At 70.1% G+C, this 20,616-nt stretch carries 15 protein-coding genes; 6 read left to right on the forward strand and 9 right to left on the reverse strand.

The window, feature by feature from the left end:
- The first annotated feature begins 14 nt into the window (after window positions 1-14).
- Window positions 15-359, forward strand: coding sequence for a VanZ family protein (locus DI276_RS38505; RefSeq protein WP_112272985.1), 345 nt, complete (start codon window positions 15-17; stop codon window positions 357-359).
- Here DI276_RS38505 and DI276_RS38510 read toward each other — a convergent pair.
- Complete coding sequence (locus tag DI276_RS38510; protein ID WP_112272987.1) at window positions 307-954, reverse strand: DUF2461 domain-containing protein; 648 nt, start codon at window positions 952-954, stop codon at window positions 307-309. The genes DI276_RS38505 and DI276_RS38510 overlap by 53 nt on opposite strands.
- A gap of 75 nt (window positions 955-1,029) precedes the next feature.
- Between DI276_RS38510 and DI276_RS38515 the strand changes: the two genes are divergently transcribed.
- Together DI276_RS38515 and DI276_RS38520 are read left to right on the forward strand one after the other, a co-directional pair.
- Window positions 1,030-2,949: a helicase-associated domain-containing protein gene (locus DI276_RS38515; protein ID WP_112272989.1), complete on the forward strand. Its 1,920-nt coding sequence runs from the start codon at window positions 1,030-1,032 to the stop codon at window positions 2,947-2,949.
- A 52-nt stretch (window positions 2,950-3,001) separates the two neighbouring features.
- Entirely contained in the window at window positions 3,002-5,866 is a 2,865-nt protein-coding gene (locus DI276_RS38520; protein ID WP_112272991.1) for an NACHT domain-containing protein, read from the forward strand.
- Here the strand turns inward: DI276_RS38520 and DI276_RS38525 are convergent.
- Both DI276_RS38525 and DI276_RS38530 read right to left on the reverse strand, forming a co-directional pair.
- On the reverse strand, window positions 5,856-6,668 hold the full coding sequence (locus DI276_RS38525; RefSeq protein WP_112272993.1) for a DNA/RNA non-specific endonuclease: 813 nt from the start codon (window positions 6,666-6,668) through the stop codon (window positions 5,856-5,858). The two genes, DI276_RS38520 and DI276_RS38525, sit on opposite strands and share 11 nt — an antisense overlap.
- 81 nt (window positions 6,669-6,749) lie before the next feature.
- Window positions 6,750-7,202, reverse strand: a complete 453-nt coding sequence (locus DI276_RS38530) for a COG4315 family predicted lipoprotein (protein WP_157985217.1) — start codon at window positions 7,200-7,202, stop codon at window positions 6,750-6,752.
- Window positions 7,203-7,368: 166 nt separating this feature from the next.
- Here DI276_RS38530 and DI276_RS38535 point away from each other — a divergent pair, with 166 nt between their 5' ends.
- Window positions 7,369-8,604, forward strand: coding sequence for a CHRD domain-containing protein (locus DI276_RS38535; RefSeq protein WP_112272997.1), 1,236 nt, complete (start codon window positions 7,369-7,371; stop codon window positions 8,602-8,604).
- A 54-nt stretch (window positions 8,605-8,658) separates the two neighbouring features.
- Here the strand turns inward: DI276_RS38535 and DI276_RS38540 are convergent, their stop codons facing one another.
- The 5 genes from DI276_RS38540 to DI276_RS38560 all read right to left on the reverse strand — a co-directional run bounded on the left by DI276_RS38540 (window position 8,659) and on the right by DI276_RS38560 (window position 15,513).
- Window positions 8,659-9,243 (reverse strand): hypothetical protein, encoded by a 585-nt coding sequence (locus DI276_RS38540; RefSeq protein WP_112272999.1) that lies wholly within the window; start codon window positions 9,241-9,243, stop codon window positions 8,659-8,661.
- Window positions 9,240-13,133 carry a hypothetical protein gene (locus tag DI276_RS38545; protein ID WP_112273001.1) on the reverse strand — a complete coding sequence of 1,298 codons (3,894 nt, stop codon included), beginning with the start codon at window positions 13,131-13,133 and terminating at the stop codon, window positions 9,240-9,242. The genes DI276_RS38540 and DI276_RS38545 overlap by 4 nt, the downstream gene beginning before the upstream one ends.
- A gap of 91 nt (window positions 13,134-13,224) precedes the next feature.
- Window positions 13,225-14,550, reverse strand: a complete 1,326-nt coding sequence (locus DI276_RS38550; protein ID WP_112273003.1) for a SulP family inorganic anion transporter — start codon at window positions 14,548-14,550, stop codon at window positions 13,225-13,227.
- A gap of 12 nt (window positions 14,551-14,562) precedes the next feature.
- A complete protein-coding gene (locus DI276_RS38555) occupies window positions 14,563-15,138 on the reverse strand; it encodes a carbonic anhydrase (protein ID WP_112273005.1) in 576 nt (191 codons plus the stop codon).
- Between the two features lie 60 nt (window positions 15,139-15,198).
- On the reverse strand, window positions 15,199-15,513 hold the full coding sequence (locus tag DI276_RS38560) for a hypothetical protein (protein ID WP_157985218.1): 315 nt from the start codon (window positions 15,511-15,513) through the stop codon (window positions 15,199-15,201).
- Window positions 15,514-15,711: 198 nt separating this feature from the next.
- On the opposite strand from DI276_RS38560, the gene DI276_RS38565 reads away from it, so the two are divergent.
- Together DI276_RS38565 and DI276_RS38570 are read left to right on the forward strand one after the other, a co-directional pair.
- Window positions 15,712-19,311 carry an nSTAND1 domain-containing NTPase gene (locus tag DI276_RS38565; RefSeq protein ID WP_198681173.1) on the forward strand — a complete coding sequence of 1,200 codons (3,600 nt, stop codon included), beginning with the start codon at window positions 15,712-15,714 and terminating at the stop codon, window positions 19,309-19,311.
- Window positions 19,308-20,210, forward strand: a complete 903-nt coding sequence (locus tag DI276_RS38570; protein WP_112273011.1) for a phosphate/phosphite/phosphonate ABC transporter substrate-binding protein — start codon at window positions 19,308-19,310, stop codon at window positions 20,208-20,210. Before DI276_RS38565 ends, DI276_RS38570 begins: the two co-directional genes overlap by 4 nt.
- Here the strand turns inward: DI276_RS38570 and DI276_RS38575 are convergent.
- A complete protein-coding gene (locus DI276_RS38575; RefSeq protein ID WP_112273013.1) occupies window positions 20,200-20,613 on the reverse strand; it encodes a hypothetical protein in 414 nt (137 codons plus the stop codon). The two genes, DI276_RS38570 and DI276_RS38575, sit on opposite strands and share 11 nt — an antisense overlap.
- Between the last annotated feature and the right edge of the window lie 3 nt (window positions 20,614-20,616).

The raw sequence follows: 20,616 nt of genomic DNA on the forward strand, positions 1-20,616 counted from the left end.
GTAATGTTCGGACAATGGGTCGAGTACTCCCGTTTGTGATCGCGGCGTTGCTCAGCGTCGTCGTGTTGTTCACCCCTGAGTCAGGTGTGCCGTCGTCTCCGCCCGGCACGGACAAGGTCGTCCACACGCTGCTTTTCGCACTTCTCGCCTACACCGGCCTTTACGCGAAGATTCCTCACGTTCTTCCGCTGCTGGTGGTCTACGCAGGCGTGTCCGAGGTGCTCCAGGAGCTCATCACGCCACTTCACCGCAGCGGAGACGTGCTCGACGCGCTGGTGGACGTGCTCGGGATCGGCCTGGGCTGGGCTATCGCCTCGGCTGTTCGGAAACGCCGACGTGGTCCTCGCACCACAGGTTGAAGTCCTTCAGCTGCCGCCACGACTTGCGCACCCGGTCAAGACACCCCGGCTCGTGCAGCACGTCGTCCGGCTCCCAGACCTTCCGCACCCAGATCGACCGGTGCTTGAGCAGATCGAGGTGGGGGTGGTCGTCGGCGAACCCGCGGGGCTTCGACTTCATCACGTCGCCGTGCAGCGTCCAGCCCTGCTTGAGCAGCTTGTCGATGATCTTGCGCAGCAGCACGCCGTGCGCGTCGACCGAGGCGCGGTAACGAGCGAGCTGGTCAGAGGCCATGTGGTACGAGCCGCCGCCGGTCACCAGGCCTTCCGAGCTGATCTGGGCGTAGTAGGCGCCGCCACCGCGGCCCTTTTCGATCACGCCGCCGCAGTGCGTCTTGTACGGCGTCTTGTCCTTCGAGAACCGCACGTCCCGGTACGGCCGGAACACCTTGCCCTCGCCGAACTCCTTCTCCAGCGCCGCGAGCAGGGCCTCCATCGGCGCCTTCACGTCCCGCAGGTACGTCTCCTTGTTGTCGTCCCAGTAGGCCTTCGAGTTGTCCAGTTCGAGGCCGTCGTAGAAGTCGATGGCGTACTCGCCGAAACCGCTGAACGTCACCGGGTCAGCCTAGTTAGATCGCCCAAGCGCGTGAAATTCGTTTGAGCGCACACAATCAAGGCCATAATCAGCTGAATGGCCCGCCGTATCAACGCGCTCGCGTCCTGGCTGCACACGCTCGAGCCCGAAGAGGTGGCCGCGATACTCGTGCACCGCCGCGACGTGGCGGACCGGTACATCCGGACGTTGAAGGACCTCGCGACGCAACTCACCGACTCCGACTCGGTGCACGCCGTCGAGGACACACTGGACCAGGGCGCGCTGGACGTGCTGGGCGCGATCGTGGCGCAGGGCAACCTGGGGACGATCGACACGGTGTGCGCCGAGCTGCGGTGCACGACGACCGACTTCGAGCGGGCCTTCGCACAGCTCGAGGAACGGGCGCTGGCGTGGCCGGACGGGGCCAAGCTCATCGCGGTGAACTCGGTGCGGGCGAACGGCGCGCAACGCGACCAGCTCACGCCGCGGCCCAGGACTCCGCGAAAGCGCAAGGCCTCCATCACGTCCCCAGTGGTCGCCGCAATGTCCACTGTGGACGGGGTTGCGCGGCTGCTGGCGCACTGCGAACAGGACAGCTTCGACGCCCGCTACACCGGTGGTGTGGCGACCGTGGAGATCCGGCGGGTCGCGCGGGCGTTGCGGGTCACCGACGGCGTGCTGCGGTTGTGGCTGGAACTCGCGGTCGAGGCGCAGCTGATCGGCATCGAACGTTCGCGGCTGCTGCCGACCAAGCACGGCGACGACTGGCTCGACTCGCATCCCGGCGTGCGGCTCGCGGCGCTGGTCAACGCGTGGCGGCGGATGGACTGGCGGCCGGAACCGGACCAGGCGCGGGCCGCGTTGCGCGACTACACCGGGGCGGCCGGGCTGGCGCTCCGCCGCACCGCGTTGGAGCGGTTCTCCGCCGACGAGGCTTTCACCGACACTGAAGAACTCGTCGCCGATCTGGTCTGGGAACAGCCGGCGGTGCACGACCCGCGGGCGACGGCGGCGGTCATCAGCGAGATGGAGTCGCTGGGGCTGGTCGCCGGCGGCGCGCTGACCCCATTAGGCACCGCTGTCCTGCAAAGTGGCGACGTTCAAGCCGCTGCCGACGAGCTGATGCCCCCAGCGGCCGAGCACGCCGCGTTCCAGACGGACATGACGGCGGTGGTGACCGGGCTGCCGTCGCCGGAGCTCAGCGCGACGCTGAACCTGGTGGCGGACCTGGAAGACAACGACGCGGCACGGGTGTGGCGGCTGTCCGCCGGGTCGGTGCGACGCGCGTTGGACAGCGGGCTCAGCGCGGACGAGGTGCTCAAGAAGCTGCAGGCCGTCTCGGAAGCGCCGTTGCCACAGGTGATCGAGTACCAGGTGCAGGACGTGGCGCGGCGGCACGGGCACCTGACGGTGACAGACGTGGCGAGCTGCGTGCGGTCCGAGGATCCGATGCTGTTGCAGGAGATCGCCAAGGCGAAGCGACTGGGGTCGCTGAAGCTGCGGTTCCTGGCGCCGACCGTGTTGGCGTCGGCGCAACCGATGGCGGAGACGCTGGCGGCGTTGCGCAGGGCCGGATACGCCCCGACCGGGCTCGACGCGGGCGATCAGTCCATTGTGGAGCTCGTCGAACGACGGCGGGCGCCGGCTCGTGGCGAGCGCAGGCCCGACCAGTGGTGGCGCACCGAGCTGGACGACCTGGAGCTGACCCAGCTCGCGATCCGGCTGGTCGAGCAGGAACGGCCGAGCGTCGGGCGGGGCACGCCGCGGGCCAACGCGGCACGGACGCTGCGCGACCAGAACGTCTTCCTACACGACGAGGAGGTGCTGATCCTCGCGTCCGCGCTGGTGGACGGCAGTCGCGTGGAGATCAAGTACGCCATCGGCCCGCGGCAGCTGGAGACGCACGTGATCACGCCGGCCAAGCACCTCGAGGGCGTGCTGACGGCGGACTGCGAGGACGGCTCGATGCGCGAGTTCGCGATCGGGCACGTCCGGAAAGTCGCCGTGCCTGCATGAACAGCAGGTGAAGTCCTGCGGCCCCCGGTGATCACGTGCTGATACTGGAGAGATGGCCGATCCGTTTTCCGCCGGACTGCTGATGGTGCTCGAGACCGTGCTGGAGCGCGTGCTGCTCGGTCTCTTCGACATCGTGCATCAGGGAGCCAGGGACAAGAAGCGCAAGCGCGAGCTGACCAGGCCGGGACCGCTGGTCGAACGGGTCTCCAGCGAACTCGCCCGCGGTGAGCTGAGCGTCGTCGAGCAGCACGAGTGGCAGGCCGCCGTGGACGCGGTGCGCGAGTCGATCGAGGCCTCGCTGCCGTTGCGGGCGGACGAGGCGCTGCGGGTGATGCTGACGCCCGAGTCGTTGCGGACGTACGTGCTGTCCAGGTCGGAACAGATCCGGCGTGCGGCGGGCCTGTCCGAGCCCGCGGCGGCTGTTTACGACGCGTTGCTGCTGCGGGTGTGCGTGGCCGTGGTGGAACTGGTGTGGTCGCAGCCGGAGTACGCGCGGCGGCTCGCGGTGGAGATGTTCCGGATCAGCCGGGCGACCGCCGACGCCGTGGCGCGGCTCGCCGACCAGCAACAACTGGCGTTGACGGCGTCGCACCGGGACTTCGAGGACCGCTACGCCGACCAGGTCGCGCATTCGCTGGGCGGGCTGGAGCTGTTCGGGGTGTCGCGCGGGCGGGCGCCGCGCCGGCACTCGTTCGACAGCTCGTACGTGTCGCTGGCGGTGGCACGGGTCGGCGACACGGACGAGCTGACCGGGGCCGGGCTGCCGGTGGCGGCTGCGCTGGCGGACACGCCTCGGGTGTTGATCCGCGGTGGCGCGGGCGCCGGCAAGACGACGTTCCTGCGGTGGCTCGCGATGAACGCGCTGGGCGAGACGCGGACCTCCGGCAACGAGTGGCTCGGGCTGGTGCCGTTCTTCGTGCCGCTGCGGCAGTTCGCGACGCTGCCGAAGCCGGAGGACTTCATCTCGTCGACCGCCTCGATGATCGAGGAGGAGAAGCCGGCCGGGTGGGTCACCGCGCGGCTCAAGGAAGGCCGCGCTCTCGTCCTCGTCGACGGCGTGGACGAGCTGGTGTCGGAGCGGCGGGAGGAGGCGCGCCAGTGGCTCTGCCGGCTGGTGAACGCCTATCCGGAGGCCAGGTACGCGATCACCACTCGTCCGGCGGCCGTGCCGGAGGACTGGCTGGAGGAGTGCGACTTCGCCGCGTTCGACCTGTTGCCGTTGAGCGACAAGGGTGTGCGCGACTTCGTGGAGGCGTGGCACACCGCCGCCCGTGACGAGCCGGGGCTCACGCGGGACGCGCGGATGTGGCTGACCGAGTGCGAGACGCGGCTGCTCGGGACGCTGGCGAAGCGGCCCGACCTGCGGCGGCTGGCGTCCAGTCCGTTGCTGGCCGGGCTGTTGTGCGCGTTGCACCAGGACCGGAACATGCACCTGCCGCGCGATCGGCGGTCGCTGTACGAGGCGGCGCTGGATCTCCTGCTGGTGCGGTGGGACGAGGACCGCGGGCTGGCGTTGCCGTCGTTCTCCAAGGAGGAGCAGCTCGTTCTGCTGCAACGGTTCGCGTACTCGTTGGTGCGCAACCGCGAGCTGATGGTGCCGCGGTCCGAGGCCGTGCACCGGCTGGGGAACGCGATGCGCGGGTTGCGGTCGCACGAGATCGACCCCGATGAAGCGATGCAGCGGTTGCTCGAACGGGCGGGGCTGCTGCGGGAAGTGTCTTCGGCGCGGGTTCAGTTCGTGCATCGGACGTTCCGGGACTACCTGGCGGCCAAGGAGGTGGTGGACGCCGGTGACCTGAACCTGTTGGTGGACAGGGCACATCTCGACGAGTGGCACGACGTCGTGGTGATGGCCGTCGCGCACGCCCGGCCGCGCGAACGGGCCCGCGTGCTGATGGACCTGTTGGCGGGCAACGACGACACGCGCAAGGACGAGCGCGGACGGGACAAGCTGCGGCTGCTCGCGCTGGCGTGCCTCGAACAGGCCGACGTGATCGAACCGGAGACCGCACGGGCGCAGGTGACGTCCGCCGCGGCCTCGCTGATCCCGCCGAAGAGCTTCGCGCACGCCGACGCGTTGTCCGAGGCGGGTTCGTTCGTCGTGGATCTCCTGCCTGGGCCCGAGGCGACCGAAGAAGCCGCGTACATCGTGCGGACGCTGGCCAACATCGGCGGCGAGGGCGCGTGGGAGCGGATCGCGGAGTTCGTGGCCGTGGACCACGCGATGGTGATCGACGAGCTGCTGCGAGCGTGGCGGAACACGCCTGACGCGGAGAACTACGCCAAGTCCGTTCTGTCCAAAGTAGACTTCGGCGACCGGCGGGTGGACGTCCGCGGCTGGCACCGGATCCAGTTCATCATGCACCTGGAGAAGCTGCGGTACGTGCGGTGCATCGGCAACATCAACCCGCTCGACCCACTGGGCGCGATGCCGTCGCTGCACCGGTTGGAACTGTGGCAGAACGAGGTCATGCGCGACCTGTCGCCGTTGGCCTCGTCGCGGTCGTTGAAGGAGCTGCACCTGAGCCGGTGCCGCCCGCTCGGACGGATCGACCTGACCCCGGTGAAGAACCTCGACGAGCTGCACCTGCACTTCAGCCGGGTTGACCTGGCATCACTGGAGGGCGGAACGCTGCGGCGCCTGCAGATCCGCGACTCGGCGACCGACGACGGCCTGGCCGCGCTGCCGGCGTTGCCCGCGTTGCGCGAGCTGGCGATCGACCACCGCCCGCCCTACTTGCTGGCGGGGCTGGAGCGGTGGCCGACCATCACGACGCTGGAGGTGTTCGGCGTGCCGGCGGCATCTGACCTGCGCGCGCTGCCGGCGTTGGCGCACCTCGTCGTGCATCAGCCGGAGTCGTTGGCCCGGCTGGCAGAACTGCGTCAGGAGCTACCTGCGATCCACATCACCACTTGATGTCGTCGAGACTGTTCAGCGGCCTGCGCTCGGACTCCTCGAGCAGCTGAACGGCCGCGGTGTCGGCGGCGTGCAGCTCGGCCGGGAAGGTGAAGTTCACGCGCTTCTCCAGCTCGGCCACCGACACCTGGAACACGCGGAACTCGTCCAGGTCGAGCGCCTCGGCCAGGACGAGGTTCTGCGTGAGCAGGAACGCGCTGCAGCGCAGCTCGCCGTTCACCACGAACGCGATCGCCTTGTAGAACTCGCGCGGGATCGGCACGCCGCGGAACACCCGGTCGTCGACGTTGAAGACCGGCCCGCCGTAGACGCTGACCTTGAGGTTGTCGACGTCGACGTCGGCGAGCACCGCGTCTTCCAACCGGCCCCAGAGCCCTTCCTTCGTGCTCTGGTTGAAGTCGTCCATCTGCGGCGTGATGTTCGTGAAGAAGAACGAGTCCTTGTTCGCCCGCTGCGCCTCCGCCTTCGGACCCCAGCACAGGTCCGCACGGCGCGCGAGGTGGCCGCGGTCGAGCCGGTTGTCGCGGTAGAGCTCGTCGCCCGCCTGGAACTGCGCCGGGATCCGCGGGTCCTTGATGAACGGGATGTTGCTGCGGCTCAAGGCCTTCAGCTCGCCGCCGTCGATGTTCCAGGCGACCCAGATCGCGAACTTGCGCGACTTGCTCATCGCGAGCGAGAAGTGCGTGTAGTCGATCGTGGTCGAGCCGTCGAGCTCGACCACGTCGTCGGCTCCCGCCTCGCTCAGCACCGGGATCCCGGCGGCGGTGCCGAGGAACTTCGCGTCAAAACCTGCGCTGGTCATGTGTCGCCCCCTAATGGTTCATCTGCAGGGTCGACACATCACATGGGTCCGTTAGCCGGGTTAACCCGAACGGCCCAATGTTCATCCGCTCTTCTTGACCAGTTTGCCGTCCGGCGCGATCGCGAACCACTCGTCGTCGACGCCCTGACCGTTCACGTCACCGGCGACCTGGTCTCCCACGTAGTAGTAGAGCGGCCACTTTCCGTACACGGCCTGCGAGCTCTCGTCGATCTGCGAGACGAGGTTCGTGTCAGCGCCGTCCTTCGCCTCCACTTTGGACTGTGCGGTGAGCGCGGGCCAGACGGCGATGCAGTCGGCGTCGCACGCACTGGACTTGTTTTCATCCTTGGTGAATGCGTAGAGCGTGCGTCCCATTTGGTCGACCAGGATCGGTCCGAGGTCGGACTGCGCGATCTTCACCTCGGCCTGCACAGGCACCTCCTGCTGCGCAGTCTGTTGCGGTGCCTCGTTTCCGCAGGCCACCAGCGCCGCGAGCAATGCCGGCAGGGCGAGAATTCCCATACGTGCGCGCATCTTCGTCTCCAAAGTGGTCGTCCTGTTCCGCCGTCGACACGTGTGGAGACGTCGTTCGGTTCACTAACGAACTTTCTTTGAACCGAATCGCGCCGGGGCCCGTGTTGGTTGGCGTCGGGTCCGCCAGACCCCCCGACTCCCACTGAGGAGCCTTGGAGTACATCCCATGTCTCGCAACAAAACTGTCGCTGCTGCCTGCCTGATGGGCGCCGCGCTCGGCCTCGGCGTGGTGACGCCGGCGTCCGCTGCCCAGGACGCCGTGACCGTGAAGATCACCAACCAGGCCGGGTACGAGGCCACCTTCTGCGCCGCCGACGTCCTGGAGGGCCGTTGCCTGGACGGCGCGAAGAAGGGCGAGTCGCGCACCTTCACCGTGAAGCCGAACAAGGGGCCGATCGAGGTCCGCGTGGTCGTCAAGAACGGCGGCTCGGTCTTCCAGAACTTCACGCCGGACGGTCCGACGCTGAACATCGACGCCGGTGGTTCGGCGGACAAGCCGACCGCGACGAAGGCTGCCGGTGGCGGCCACGGCGGCGAGCACGGCGGCCACAACCCCGCCCCCACACAGCCCGCTCCTGAGCAGCCCAAGCCCGGCCCGGTCAAGGGCAAGCCCTTCTTCTTCTCGGCCGACCTCGACGGCAAGCAGGAGGTCCCCACCCCCGGCGGCCCGGCCGTCGGTGACCAGGACGGCTCCGCGAAGGCGCTGGTCGAGGTCCGCGGCGACCGCGTGACGTTCGCGGTGGAGTGGAAGAAGACCGCTCAGCTCACCCTCGGCCACATCCACCAGGGCAACGCCGGCCAGAACGGCCCCGTGAAGGTCAACCTCTTCACCACCCCGATGCCGGAGACGCTCTCCGCGGCGGCGGGCCAGACCGTCGTCGACCCGAAGCTCGCCGAGGACATCCGCAAGAACCCGGCGGGCTTCTACGTGAACCTGCACAGCACCGACCGGCCGGGCGGCGCCGTCCGCGCCCAGCTCAAGCCGCTCGGCAAGCACGTCAACCCGCTCGACATCATCAAGGGCGGCAAGCTTCGCGCGTTCTCCAACGGCCGCAACGAGGTGCCGGTGCCGAACGGTCCGAAGGTCGGCGACCCGGACGGCCAGGCCATCACGTTCGTGCAGCCCTCCGGCACCAGCGTCGACTTCTCGCTGGCATGGGTGAACATCGACGCGCCGACGCTCGGCCACGTCCACCAGGGCGCCAAGGGCGTCAACGGCCCGGTGAAGATCACGTTCTTCGGCACGGCCGTCCCGAACGGCATCTTCGCGGTCTCGGGCACGGCCACCGCCGACCAGCCCACGCTGGACGCGCTGAAGAAGTCGCCGAAGGACTTCTACTCGAACATCCACACGGGACCGTTCCCCGGTGGTGCGGTGCGCGGTCAGTTCACCACGCACTAAAGACCGCCTGAATAGAGGCGCCGCGGCCGCGACCCCCACGGCCGCGGCGCTGTTTCAGCGTTGTTGGAGCATGTCGGCCGTCGTCTCGGCAAAGAGCTTCAGCTCGGCGTCCTGCTCGCTGCTCGCCGTTTCCCGCAGCGGCGTCAGCAGGTCCGGCCACTGCGTGAGCCCTGCGGCCTCGATGGCGGCCAGCCTGGTGTCGTGTTCAGGGCTCCGCAGTCCGCGGCGGAGGATGTCGATCATTTCGCGGTCCGCCTCTGCCGGTGCCCCCAGCGCCATCCGCACGAGGTGGCTGGGGTTCTCGTCCAGGTTCAGCTCCGCCTCCTCCCGCAGCCGGGCTTGGGACACCACCTGGAAGTCGCGGGCCAGCGCGTCGGCGAGCCGTCCGGTGTCGGCGGGATCGTGGGCCTCGACGACCAGGTACTGGACCGGCGTGCTGCTGTCCACGACCAGAACCACTCGCGCACGTCCGTTCTCCTCGAGGAAGACGTAGTGCGTGAGGTCCGGGGCCGGTTGACTGACCTCGTCGAGGAAGAACTCGAGTCCGGTGTTCGCCGGGTCGGCCAGGTTGGCCTCGACGATGTCGAAGAGGTCGTCGGCCGGACCAGCATCGAGCACGAGATGCTGTCGGTGCGTCATTTCGCCTTCCCGTAGAACGTGGTGAGCAGCTGGATGATCCCGGCGATCAGCTGGGCCCTCGCCGCAGCGAGCGCCTCCGGATCCTTCCCGGACACGTGCTGAGCCAACCAGCGTCGGATGGCTTCCGCGAGTTTGCTGAGATCGGCGTTCGACTTGGACACCAGCGGCGGCTTGCCCTTGGTGACGTTGAGCAGGGTGGTGAAGATCGTGCCGACGCGGCGCTGCCCGAGCGCGGCCGCCGCGCGTGACTCCGGCGTGTCCCGTTGGCTCGCGGCGCCGACCGGCGCCATGGGAGCCATGCTGCCTTCGAGCACGTTGGACAGCCCCGCGTGGCCGGCGCCGAGCATCGAGAACGCCGTCGCGGACACCACTGAGTGACCACGTCGACGGGCCGGTTCGACGACGTGCGCCAGGAAGCTCACCCTGCGCAGCGATGCCACGTATCTCTGCTTCGCCTTTTCCGCGTTGCCCGTCATGCTGCTGAGCAGAGCGGCTTCGTTCACCCTGCCGCTCGCCAACGCCTGCGCGATCTGCGCCTCCGTCAGCCCGAACCTGCTCCCCCTCGCGAGCAGCCTGGCCGTCATCCCCTCGTAGTCGCCCGGCCCCCTGATCATGCCCACCCGTCCGACCCGCCAGCTGCCGTGTGCCGCATGACTCATGCCCGCCGACACGCCGTCCTCGGCTCGCATGGAGTTCGCGCCAGGCCGGTTGAGCCGCAGGATCGACTGCTGTTCGGCACGGGAGAGGCCGCTGAGCGCCTGCGGCTGCCCAGCCCGCCAGGCCAGCCTGGCAGCAGCGCGTTCCGGCGTGCGCACCGCGGAGCTGCGGTGGTACTCGAACTCGGCCTCGCGGAAGATCGGCATCAGCAACGCGCCCATCTCGGCCTCGGTGACCTTGTGGCCCTTCGGATCGTCGAGCTCGATGGTCGGGTTGACCTTGGCGGTGATCGTGCCGCCGCTGTCCATGGTCAGTGCGGTCAGGCGGTGCCGGAGTTTCCACCACGCCAGGCGCAGTCGGAACAACAGCGGCGTCGTGCCCTTCGCCAGCATCTGCGCGGCCTGCGGCCGGATCTTGGCGACCGCACGTTCCAGCCGTTGCCTGAGGCGGTTCTCCCGATCCGCCGGCGTCTCCCGGCGCCTGCGCTCCCGCCACGCCCGCACCCGGTCCCGCGCACCCCGGAACCGGTCCCCGATCCACCGCCCGGCCCGCCGCAACGCCCCACCGACCCGCCGGGCCACCCGCCGCACCGCCGCACCGATCCGCTGCGCGATGGCACGGATCCGGTTGCCGATCCGGCTCGCGCCGCGCGCCAGGCGGGCGATCAGCCAGTTGGACACGAAGTCGACGACGGTGATCGCGGCGGCGGCGACGACCTGGGCGAAGGCCTGGCCGCCGTTGCCCGTCTTGACCGCGCGCAGGAAGGCCACGAAGCGGTTGATCGCCTGGAGGATTCGGCTCACCGCGCCCCAGGCCGCCTGCAGGCCCTGGATGACGAGCAGGACCGCGCCGGCCGCCGGCATGATCATCGAGGCCAGCTTCTCGATCAGGATGCCGATCAGGGCGGGCGGGATGGCCTGTTTGATGCCCTGCCAGGCCATCTCGCCGATTCTGGCCAGGGAGATGCCGCCTCTGGTGAGCAGGTTCCACACGGTCCGGCCGAGGCCCAGGACCTGCTCGACCTTGTCGTTGAACCACTGCTGGATCGCCGTCTTCAGCGCGACCCACAGGTGGTTGCGGATGCCGTCCATCACCGCGGCGCCGAGGTTGCGCAGCCAGGCGCCGGGGTTGGCGGCGACGTCCTTGGCGATCACCATGAACGCACCGAGGGCCTCCAGGGCCGAGCGGGCGGCCTGGATGGCGCCGCGGACGGTCGCGGCCACGCCGTCCACGGCTGCCTTCAAGCCCGCTTCCAGGCCCGAGAGCAGTGCGGAGAGGCCGCGGCCGAGGAGACCCAGTGCGGCTCGGACGCCGGACTTCAGGCCTTCCGCCAAGCGGTTCACGGCAGTTTCCGCGCGGCGCACGCGGTCGCGGATGGCGTTGCGGAAACGGTCGCGCAGCGCGGGGAAGCCTGCCAGCAGCCGGTCGCCGATGGCGGTCAGGGCGGTGCCGGCCAGGCGGATCGCGGCCACCGCCGCCTGGCGGGCGCGGTCGATGACGGCGGTGGCCAGGCTCTGGGCTTTCTCGACGGCCGCGCGGACGGCGTTGCGGGCACGGTCGAACGCCGCGGTGATGCCCTGTTTGACGCGGTCGAAGAGGGACTGGGCGCGGGAGGCCAGCCAGCCGAGGAAACCGCCGCCGCTCTCCTGCTGGGCCTCGGCGCGGTGGCGGGCGGCCTCCTGTTCGCCTTCCCGTCGTGCGGTGGCCGCTTCCTGGGCGCCCTGCTGATGGTGTTGTGCCGCTTCGGTTTCGGCCTGTTGCTGCTCGGCTCGGACGGTCTGCCCGGCGGTGCCGACCACCGCCTGTGCCTCGGTGTGGGCGGCCGTCACCATCGAACGTTGCTCGGTGCGCCACTGGGTGCGTTGCTCGGCGACCTCCGCGCGCACGCCTGTGCGTTCGCTCTGTTCGGCGGCGGCGTGCTGCTGTTCCAGGCTCGCGATCTGCTGTGCGGACTGCTGTCGCTGAGTCTGCTCCTGTTCCGAGTGCGCCCGTCGTGCGGAGGCCATCGCCCCGGACGCCGACGCGGCGGCGGCACGAAGCTGCGGACCCTGTTGTTCCTCGGCGATCGCGGACACGGCGGCGTCCGCGGGCTCCGCCTCGGCGACTTCCTGGGCCGCAGCAGGTGGTGGCACCTCGGCCTGCATCGTCTCCACGGCGGCGGTCGGGTGCACGGCGTCCTCGCCGAGGGGTTCGGCCGCGTCCCGGCCGCCTTCGGCCTGTACCTGCGCCGATCCCGCGGTCAGCTGGGCCTGTTGCGCGTTCACCTGACCGGGGTCGGCGTCTCCGGTCAGCGACACCCGCGGCGCCGGGCCTGGCGCGACCTGCGTGCCGGGATCGCGGACCGGCAGCCGGGAGATGGACGCCGACAGGTCCCGTGCGGCGTCGGCGCCGAGACCACCCTGCGGCGCGGCGGGCAGGGCGGGAGTCTGCACGCGAGCGGTGGCGGGAGGACCGGCCGGGGCCACTGGCCGGGGCGGCGGTGTGGGCCGGGCGGTCCGCTGGCGGGCCTGGCCGACGCGGGCCTGGTGCGCCGGGCCGTCCGCGGGCACGAGTGACGAGGCCGCCGTGGCGAGCGTCGGCGTGTTCGCCAGCGGCGTGTGCGAGGGCGGCGCGGCGGCCAGCCTGCCCTGTTCCTGGGCCACGGTGGCGCCGGCCGCGGCCTGCACACCGCCGAGGGTGGCCGCCATCTGGCCGGGCGGCAGCGCGCCGAGCTGGGCCATCGCCTGCTCTGGCGGCGCAGCGGCGACGTTCGGAGGCGCCGGCGCGGGTGGTTCCTCGACGGGAGCGCCACCGCCACCGCCACCGCCGCCTCCCGCGGGCTCCGGTCCCGCGTCTGCTCCGATCGCCTCGACCTCGGCCGACGCCCCCGCGGTGACTTCCGGCGGCGCCGGCCCGTCCACATCCAGTGATGCGAGCTCGCCGTCACCACGGCCCGGCGCAGGGGCGTCCGGCGTCGTTTCCTCTCCACCGGCGGCCTCGTCGAGGGCGGGCCCGCCGCTGGCCGGGGCGGCGACCGGCGGCGCCGCTGGGATCTGCGGTTCCGCGGCAGGGTGAGCGGGTGCGGCGGCGACGGTGCTCGCCGCGCGCCGCCCCACCATCGCGGTCACCGCGACGTTCCCGGCGGCTCGTTGCATCCGCAGCAGCGCGGCCGCCGAGCCGGACGCAGGCGCGGGACGGCGCGCCGGGGCGGACTTCGTCACCTCGGCGGCTTCGGACTCCCTGGCGCGACTCATGACGCCACGAGCGTCACGCGCCCGCGACGATCACACCACGTGCCGAGGCACGCCCTGCGGGGCAGTTCAGACTGCCCCTACGGGCAACCGGCTACCTGCCGACCAGCTCGACCGTCCGCCCGGCCCGGCGCGACTCGTCGACCCACTGGTCGATCGCCTGTCCGCAAGCCTGGTCGAGGTGCCGGACCCCGCTCAGGTCCATCCGGACGTGCTCCCGGTCGACCTGCTCCAGCGCGTCCAGCAACCGGGGCAGCCGCAGGAACGTCGCGTTGCCGCGCAGCGAGACACCGTCGTGGGTGATCGTCACGGACAACCGCGACACGTCCCAGGCCGTCTTCACCACGGCCGCCAGCAACCCGACCACGGTGCCGGTCAGCAGGTCCGTGGCGACGATGAGCCCGGCGGTCAGCACCAGGACGAAGCCTTCCGCTTTGTCCTTGCGCCACAACGCGATCAGCTGCCCCACGCCGAGCAGCTTCCACCCGGCGTGCACCAGCACCGCGGCCAGCACGGCGACCGGGATCAACGTCAGCAAGCCCGGCAACAGCACCACGAACAGCAACAGCCAGACACCGTGCAACACCCGCGACAGCCGAGTGCGCGCCCCTGCCGACACGTTGGCCGCGCTGCGCACGATCACCGCGGTCATCGGCAACGCCCCGAGCAGGCCGCAGATCGTGTTGCCCACGCCCTGCGCGACCAGTTCCCGGTTGTAGCGCGTGCGCGGCCCGTTGTGCATCCGATCGACCGCGGCCGCGCTGAACATGCTCTCCGCCGACGCGACAAGGGCGAACACCACCGCCATGCCGAGCACTCCGGTGTCCAGCAAGGAAAAGTCCGGCAGGTGCACGTCTGCGGACAACGTGCCGACCGAGATCCGTGCCACCTGCGACGCGAACACCGCGGCCAGCGCGGTGCAGACGACCACGCCCACCAGCACGCCGGGCACGACGCGCAGCGGAGTCCGTTGCCACAGCAGCATGATCACGACGGTGAGCAGTCCCAACGCCAGCGCCACCGGTGCCGTCAGGTGCTTGAGCTGACCGAACACCAGCACCAGCCCGATGCCCGCGAGCATGCCCTGCACCACCGACGGCGAGATCGCGCGGAACCACCGCCCGCACCTGGCTAAGCCCAGCAGGACCTGCAGCAACCCGGCACCCAGCACGATCACGCCGAGCGCCTGGATCCCGTGCTTGCCAACGGCATCCGCCACCAGCACCGTCAGCCCGGCGGCCGGTCCGCTCACCTGCATCGTGCTGCCGGGCAGCAGGCCGACGACGATGCCGCCGACCACCCCGGTCACGATGCCGAGCTCGGCCGGCACCCCGGACGCCACCGCCACACCAACGCACAGCGGCAGCGCCACGAGGAACACGACGACCGACGCGCCGAGATCGGCCCAATACCTCTTCATCACCAGAAACCCTTACAGCGGCAGGAAGACGTTCTCGGAACACACGGAGACTCCGCCGGTCTCGATGTCGTAGAACCAGCCGTGCACGCGCAACTCGCCGTTCGCGACGCGCTCAGCCACGAACGGGTACTCCAGCAGGATCCGCAGCTGCGTCCGCACGTGTTCCTGGCCCTCGGAGCGCATCGCCGGGTCGCTCGGCTGCTTCGTCCGGTGCCGCGGCCTGAGCCACCCGCGCATCGCGGGCAGATGGTCGATCTTCGCGCCGTGCAGCCCCGCGACCGCGCCGCAGTAGGAGTGGCCGCACACCACGATCTCGCTGACTCCGAGCTGCAGCACCGCGAACTCGATCGTGGCCATCTCGCTGGACGGCGCGGTGAGCGAGTACGGCGGGATGACGTTGCCCGCGGTCCGCAGTTCGAAGAGCGAACCCGGTTCCGCGCCGGTGATCTCCGCCGTCACGATGCGCGAGTCGGCACAGGTGATGAACATCGTCGTGGGCTGCTGACCGGCCGCGAGACGTCGTCCGGCGGCACGGGAACGCGACTTGGCGTGTGCGCGGGCATGCTGAACAAAGCGATGGAAGTCCATGGGAATCCCTCACTGCTAAGGAAAGTGTTCGGTCTGATCACACCGGTGGGGAAACCGGCATCAGTTCCGAAACACCTGCAGTGCAGGGGGTGTGCGCCAAACCGCTATCGGTTCGGCAGCGGAAACGAGCTGGACGGCGACCTCGAGACGTGGCGCGAACTCCGCCACGAGCGCCGGCTTGTCCACAGTGGACGTCCGCTCGACGGCGGCGGCCGCGAGGCGCAGCCGGCTCGGCTCGCGCTCCTCGCGCGGCGCTTCCTCCTTGGGCACGGAGGTCTTCGACTTCGGCGGCGGCGCGCCGATCGACACGGGCGTGACAGCCGGAGCCAGCACGGCGCACAGGGCGACCACGACGGCCATCAGAACGCTGCGCATGCTCACCCCCGACCGAGTTGATCTACGGCTACCAGTTTCACCCGACGCGGACAGCCTTGGCGATATACGAGACTCAGGTCGCCCGCATCCAGGGGCAGATTCACTCGAAAGAGATTCCAGTTTCACGGAAACGTACGTATGCAACTCGTGCCCTCCACTGCGTTTCTGAAGAGACCGACTCTCGAAGGGGGCTCCGTCGTGGCGAGGGTGTTCATCAGCCATGCGACGCAGGACGTGGCGATCGCGCGGCAGATCCGGGACTGGCTCGACGGCGACCACGAGACGTTTCTCGAGGTCCACCCCGAGGACGGCATCCGGGTCGGGGAGGCGTGGCGCGAACGCTTGCACCACGAGCTGCGCAAGGCCGACGCCGTGGTCTGCGTCGTCAGCGAGGCCTCCATCGCGTCGAGCTGGTGCACGGCCGAGGTGGCCATCGCGGACGCCCTCGGCTGTCTGCTGCTGCCCGTCCAGGTGGACGGCGTCATCCACCGGCTGATCCCGCACCTCAACCACATCCCGCACGCCACCGCGCGGGAGCACCTGGACAAGGCGTTGCGGCAGTTCGACGCCGGTGGCCGCAAGCTCGCGAAGGACCAGGAGCCGTTCCCCGGCCTGGACGCGTTCACCACGTCGTTGAGCGCGGTGTTCTTCGGCCGCGACCAGGAGACCCGCGCGCTGGCCCGCAAGGTGCGCCGCGGCCCCGGCATCCTCACCGTCGTCGGCCCTTCTGGGTGCGGCAAGTCGTCGCTGGTCAGGGCCGGTCTGCTGGCTCAGCTCGCGGATGACCCGCGCTGGCTCGTCATGCCGCCGTGGCTGCCGGGCAGCGACCCGTTGGACGCGATCTCCCGCTCGGTGCGCAAGACCGCCGAACGGGTCGGTCTCACCTGGTCGCGGCAGGAGTCGCGCGACCGGCTGTTGCGCGACGGGCTGCGCGGCGTTGCCGAGGAGCTCGCCGACGAGGACCGCAGGCTGCTGATCACCATCGACCAGGCGGAAGAGCTCTTCACGCGCGCTGCCGAGAGCGACCGCCAGACCGTCGCGAGGATGCTCAAGGAGGCGCTCGGCGACAACGTGCGGGTGATCGCCACGCTGCGGTCGGAGTTCCTCGACGACCTGCGCACGTTGCCCGAGCTGGGCGGTGTGCACATCGGCAGCTACGTGCTGGCGCCGCTCGCGCGCGAGGTGCTGAACGTCGTCATCACCGGACCGGCCCGCGTCGCCGGGATCAAGGTGCACCCCGAGCTCGTGGCGCGGCTCGTCGAGGACACCGAGAGCGGCGAGGCACTGCCGTTGCTCGCGTTCACGTTGCAGCACTTGGCGATGAACGTGCCCAGAGGAGGAACGCTCTCCAGCGAACGGTACGAGAACCTCGGCGGCGTGCACGGCGCACTCGCCCGGCACGCCGACGACGTGCTGGACCTCGCGGTGGCGGAAACCGGCCTGGTCCGCGAAGACCTGCTCGCCCGGCTCGCGGCGCTGGCGACGCTCGACGGGACCGGCCGGCCGACCCGCAAGCGCGTCGACCTCGCCCAGCTCGACCTGGTGGCGCAACGGGCGTTGGAGGTGTTCGTCCGGCACCGCCTGCTCACCGCCAGCGGCGACAAGCAGGGCCGGTGGATCGGCGTGGCGCACGAGGCGTTGTTCACGGTGTGGCCGCCGTTGCGCAGCGCGATCGACGACCGGGAGATCGGCCTGCGGGCGGTGCAGTCGGTCGAGCTGGACGCCTCGCAGTGGATCGAGGGCGCCAGCGCGGACCACCTGCTGCTCAACGAGGACACGTTCGCCGCCATCGAACCGTTGGTGGCCGTCAACGACCTCTCGGAGAACGCGCGCAAGTTCCTGGAGACCAGCCACGCCCGGATCCGCGTGCTGCAACGCCAACGCCGCCGTGACCGCAGACGCACGGTCAGCTGGCTGGCGGTGTTCCTCGTGGCCGCGGTCGGGGCGGCGGGCGTCGCGGCGTTGCAGTGGCGCAACGCCAGCATCGAACGCGACACGGCGACAGCGCGCGCACTCGTGGCGCAGGCACAGGTCGCGCGCAACTCGTCGCCGCAGCTCGCGTTGCGGCTCGGGCTGGCCGCGCACGGACTGGCACCGAGCTCGGACACCAACACCGAGCTGGTCAACACGTTGCTGACCACGCGCTACGGCGGCTCGTTCGGCGAGACGGTGTCGGCTGTCGCGTTCGGTCCCAGCGGGCACACGGCCGTTGTCGGCAGCACGGACGGCACGGCGAGCTTGTGGGACCTCACCGACAAACCCCGCCCGCTGGCCCGCGAGTCCGGCACCGGCGCGGTGGTCTCGTCGGTCGCGCTGACCGTCGACCTCGCCGCCATCGGCAGCTCGGACGGCTCAGTGTTGTTGTGGGACACCGGAAGCACGTCCCGGCGCCACCGTCTGCCGGCCGGGCAGCCGGTGACCTCGGTGGCGTTCGACGACAGCCGGACGTTGCTCGCGATCGGTCGTTCGGACGGCACCACGACGTTGTGGTCGCTCGGTGTGCGGCCGGTCCCGCTCGGGGAGCCGTTCAAGCGCCAGGGCGTCGGGGTGTCGTCGGTGGCGTTCGCCGGCACGAAGATCGCGACCGGCAGCCACGACGGAACCGTGGTGGTGTGGGACATCAGCAACCCCGCGCACCCGGTGCCCGACGAACCGCTGAACGACAACGTCCGCAAGGCCGTGACGTCGGTGGCGTTCAACGGAAAACTGCTGGCCGCCGGCGGTTCGGACGGCGCGACCACGTTGTGGCACCTCGGCGACCGCACGCACACCCGGTTGACCGGGCACAGCGGGGTCGTCTCGGCGGTGGCCTTCTCCCCCACTTCCGCCGTGCTGGCGGCCGGCAGCCACGACGCCACGACGGTGCTGTGGGACATCAGCTCGCCCGAACAGCCGCGGCAGATCGCAGATCCGTTGGTGGGCCAGCGAAGTGCGGTGTCGTCGCTGGCGTTCTCGCCGGACGGCGCCCGGCTCGTGACCGGCAGCACGCACGGACCGGCGATCGTGTGGGAGATGGCCGACCGCCCGCGCCGGATCGGGTTGCCGCTGACCGGCCACGGCATGCTGGTCAAGTCGGTGGCGTTCGAGGGCGGCGAAACGCTCGTCACCACCGGGTCCGACAACCGCCAGATCCGCTGGGACGTCGGCTATCCGCACCAGCCGCGCAAAGTCGGCGAAGGCACCGCCGCCTCCAAGCTGTACTCGTTGGCCTCCCATGGCTCCGTGGACGCCACGGCGGGCGGCGACAACACCGTCGTGCTGTGGGACGTTCCTTCGCGCACACGAATCGGGAAACCGTTGGCGGGACACAACAACGGCGTGAGCGCGGCCGCGTTCTCGCACGACGGCAAGGTTCTCGCCGCGGGCAGCACCGACGGCACGACGATCCTGTGGAACATCTCCGACCCGGACCACCCGCACCCGATCGGCCAGCCACTCGGCCAGAACAAGCAGGTCACCGCACTCGCGTTCGCTCCGGACGGCACGAAGCTGGTCGCCGGCACGTCCACCGGCAGCACGCTCGTCTGGGACATCACCGACCCGAACCAGCCCCGCCAGGTCGGCCGCCAGCTCGACGGCCACCGGATGGCCGTGAACTCCGCGGCCTTCGCACCCAACGGCTCCGTGCTCGCCACCGCCGGTTCCGACGGCACGACGATCCTGTGGGACATGGCACTGCTGGACGACGTCGTCGCACGAGCCTGCGGCGTCGCCGGCGGTGGCCTCAGCCCGCTCGAGTGGCAGCAGTACCTCCCGCAGCTCGACTACCGCGACACCTGCTCAGGAGCCCTGCGATGAAACGCCTTCTACTGGTCCTGGTCCTGCTCGCCGGCTGCAAGCCCTCCGCCGGCGACGCCGCACCTCCGCAGCAGACCCTCGTGTTCAGCGGCATCCCGACCGCCAGCTCGATCACGACGCAGCAGACGTTCCAACCGATCATCAACATGCTGCGCCGCGAAACCGGCGTGGAGATCCGCGTGCAGGAACCCACCACCTACGACGCACTCATCGAAGGCATGCGCGACGGCTCGATCGACATCGGTGCGTTCGGCCCGCAGTCCTACGTCGTCGCCCGCGAGCGCGGCGCCCGCATCACCCCGATCTCTGCCCAGGTCAAGGAGAAGGACGCGAAGCCGTCGTACCGCGGCTTCGGCTTCACCCACGCCGACTCGGGCATCTCGTCGCTCGACCTGCGCGGCCGCAAGGTCTGCTACCCCGACCGCGTGTCCACGTCCGGCTTCCTCTACCCGAGCGCCGCGCTGCTGGACCTCGGCATCGACCCGTTGCGCGACACCGTTCCCGTGTTCACCAGCGGCCACGAGGCCACCGTGCTGGCCGTGGCCAACAAGCAGTGCGACGCCGGGTTCGCGTTCGACGAGATGGTCGACCGGCACCTGGTGGAACGCGGGCAGATCCAGCCGGGACAGCTGAGGAAGATCTGGACGTCCGGGCTGATCCCCGGCGCACCGCTGGCCGTGGCCGACGACCTGCCCGCGCCGCTGCGGGAACGGATCGTCGTGGCTCTGCAGACCAAGGCGACTGCGGACTACTTGCGGGCCAACGGGTTCTGCCAGGGCGAGTGTCCGGTCGGGGACGCCACGGCTTGGGGGTACGCGAAGGTCGACGACTCGGCCTACGAGCCGGTGCGGGCGGTGTGCAAGCGGGTGGGCTGGGACTCCTGCACGCCTAGCGTGTGATGCCGAACTTCTCGCCCACCATGTCCCAGAACGCGTCCACCGCGTCCTCGACCTTGTACTGCCGGTATTCCCACCGGCGGCGTTCGCTCCAGAAGGCGAGCCCCATGTGACCGAGCAGGGTCGGGTAGTTCGCCGGCGAGACGACGAAGATCGACTCCCACTCGCCCGCCTTCGCATGCGCCGGCACGATCACGAGGTCGTGCATGGACGTGCTCACGAGCAGCTGATCCGACACTCCGCTCGCCAGCACGCTGTCGATGATCTCCGCCAGGTACCCGTAGCCGGCCGCCGCCAGCGGGCCCGTGACGTACCGCTCCCGCACCTCACCGCCGACCCACGGCCACCCCGCGCTCTCGAACCCGTCGCCGACAGGCTGATACGGCCAAGCCGATGAGCTCTCCATGGC

The organism is Lentzea terrae, assembly GCF_003265345.1.
GTDB lineage: Bacteria > Actinomycetota > Actinomycetes > Mycobacteriales > Pseudonocardiaceae > Lentzea > Lentzea terrae.

What these genes read in the sequence shown, in the direction of transcription:
- DI276_RS38505 (WP_112272985.1), top strand. Translation starts at nt 15, where the DNA reads ATGGGTCGAGTACTCCCGTTTGTGATCGCGGCGTTGCTCAGCGTCGTC.
- DI276_RS38515 (WP_112272989.1), top strand. Translation starts at nt 1,030, where the DNA reads ATGGCCCGCCGTATCAACGCGCTCGCGTCCTGGCTGCACACGCTCGAG.
- DI276_RS38520 (WP_112272991.1), top strand. Translation starts at nt 3,002, where the DNA reads ATGGCCGATCCGTTTTCCGCCGGACTGCTGATGGTGCTCGAGACCGTG.
- DI276_RS38525 (WP_112272993.1), bottom strand. Translation starts at nt 6,668, where the DNA reads ATGACCAGCGCAGGTTTTGACGCGAAGTTCCTCGGCACCGCCGCCGGG.
- DI276_RS38530 (WP_157985217.1), bottom strand. Translation starts at nt 7,202, where the DNA reads ATGCGCGCACGTATGGGAATTCTCGCCCTGCCGGCATTGCTCGCGGCG.
- DI276_RS38535 (WP_112272997.1), top strand. Translation starts at nt 7,369, where the DNA reads ATGTCTCGCAACAAAACTGTCGCTGCTGCCTGCCTGATGGGCGCCGCG.
- DI276_RS38540 (WP_112272999.1), bottom strand. Translation starts at nt 9,243, where the DNA reads ATGACGCACCGACAGCATCTCGTGCTCGATGCTGGTCCGGCCGACGAC.
- DI276_RS38545 (WP_112273001.1), bottom strand. Translation starts at nt 13,133, where the DNA reads ATGAGTCGCGCCAGGGAGTCCGAAGCCGCCGAGGTGACGAAGTCCGCC.
- DI276_RS38550 (WP_112273003.1), bottom strand. Translation starts at nt 14,550, where the DNA reads ATGAAGAGGTATTGGGCCGATCTCGGCGCGTCGGTCGTCGTGTTCCTC.
- DI276_RS38555 (WP_112273005.1), bottom strand. Translation starts at nt 15,138, where the DNA reads ATGGACTTCCATCGCTTTGTTCAGCATGCCCGCGCACACGCCAAGTCG.
- DI276_RS38560 (WP_157985218.1), bottom strand. Translation starts at nt 15,513, where the DNA reads ATGCGCAGCGTTCTGATGGCCGTCGTGGTCGCCCTGTGCGCCGTGCTG.
- DI276_RS38570 (WP_112273011.1), top strand. Translation starts at nt 19,308, where the DNA reads ATGAAACGCCTTCTACTGGTCCTGGTCCTGCTCGCCGGCTGCAAGCCC.
- DI276_RS38575 (WP_112273013.1), bottom strand. Translation starts at nt 20,613, where the DNA reads ATGGAGAGCTCATCGGCTTGGCCGTATCAGCCTGTCGGCGACGGGTTC.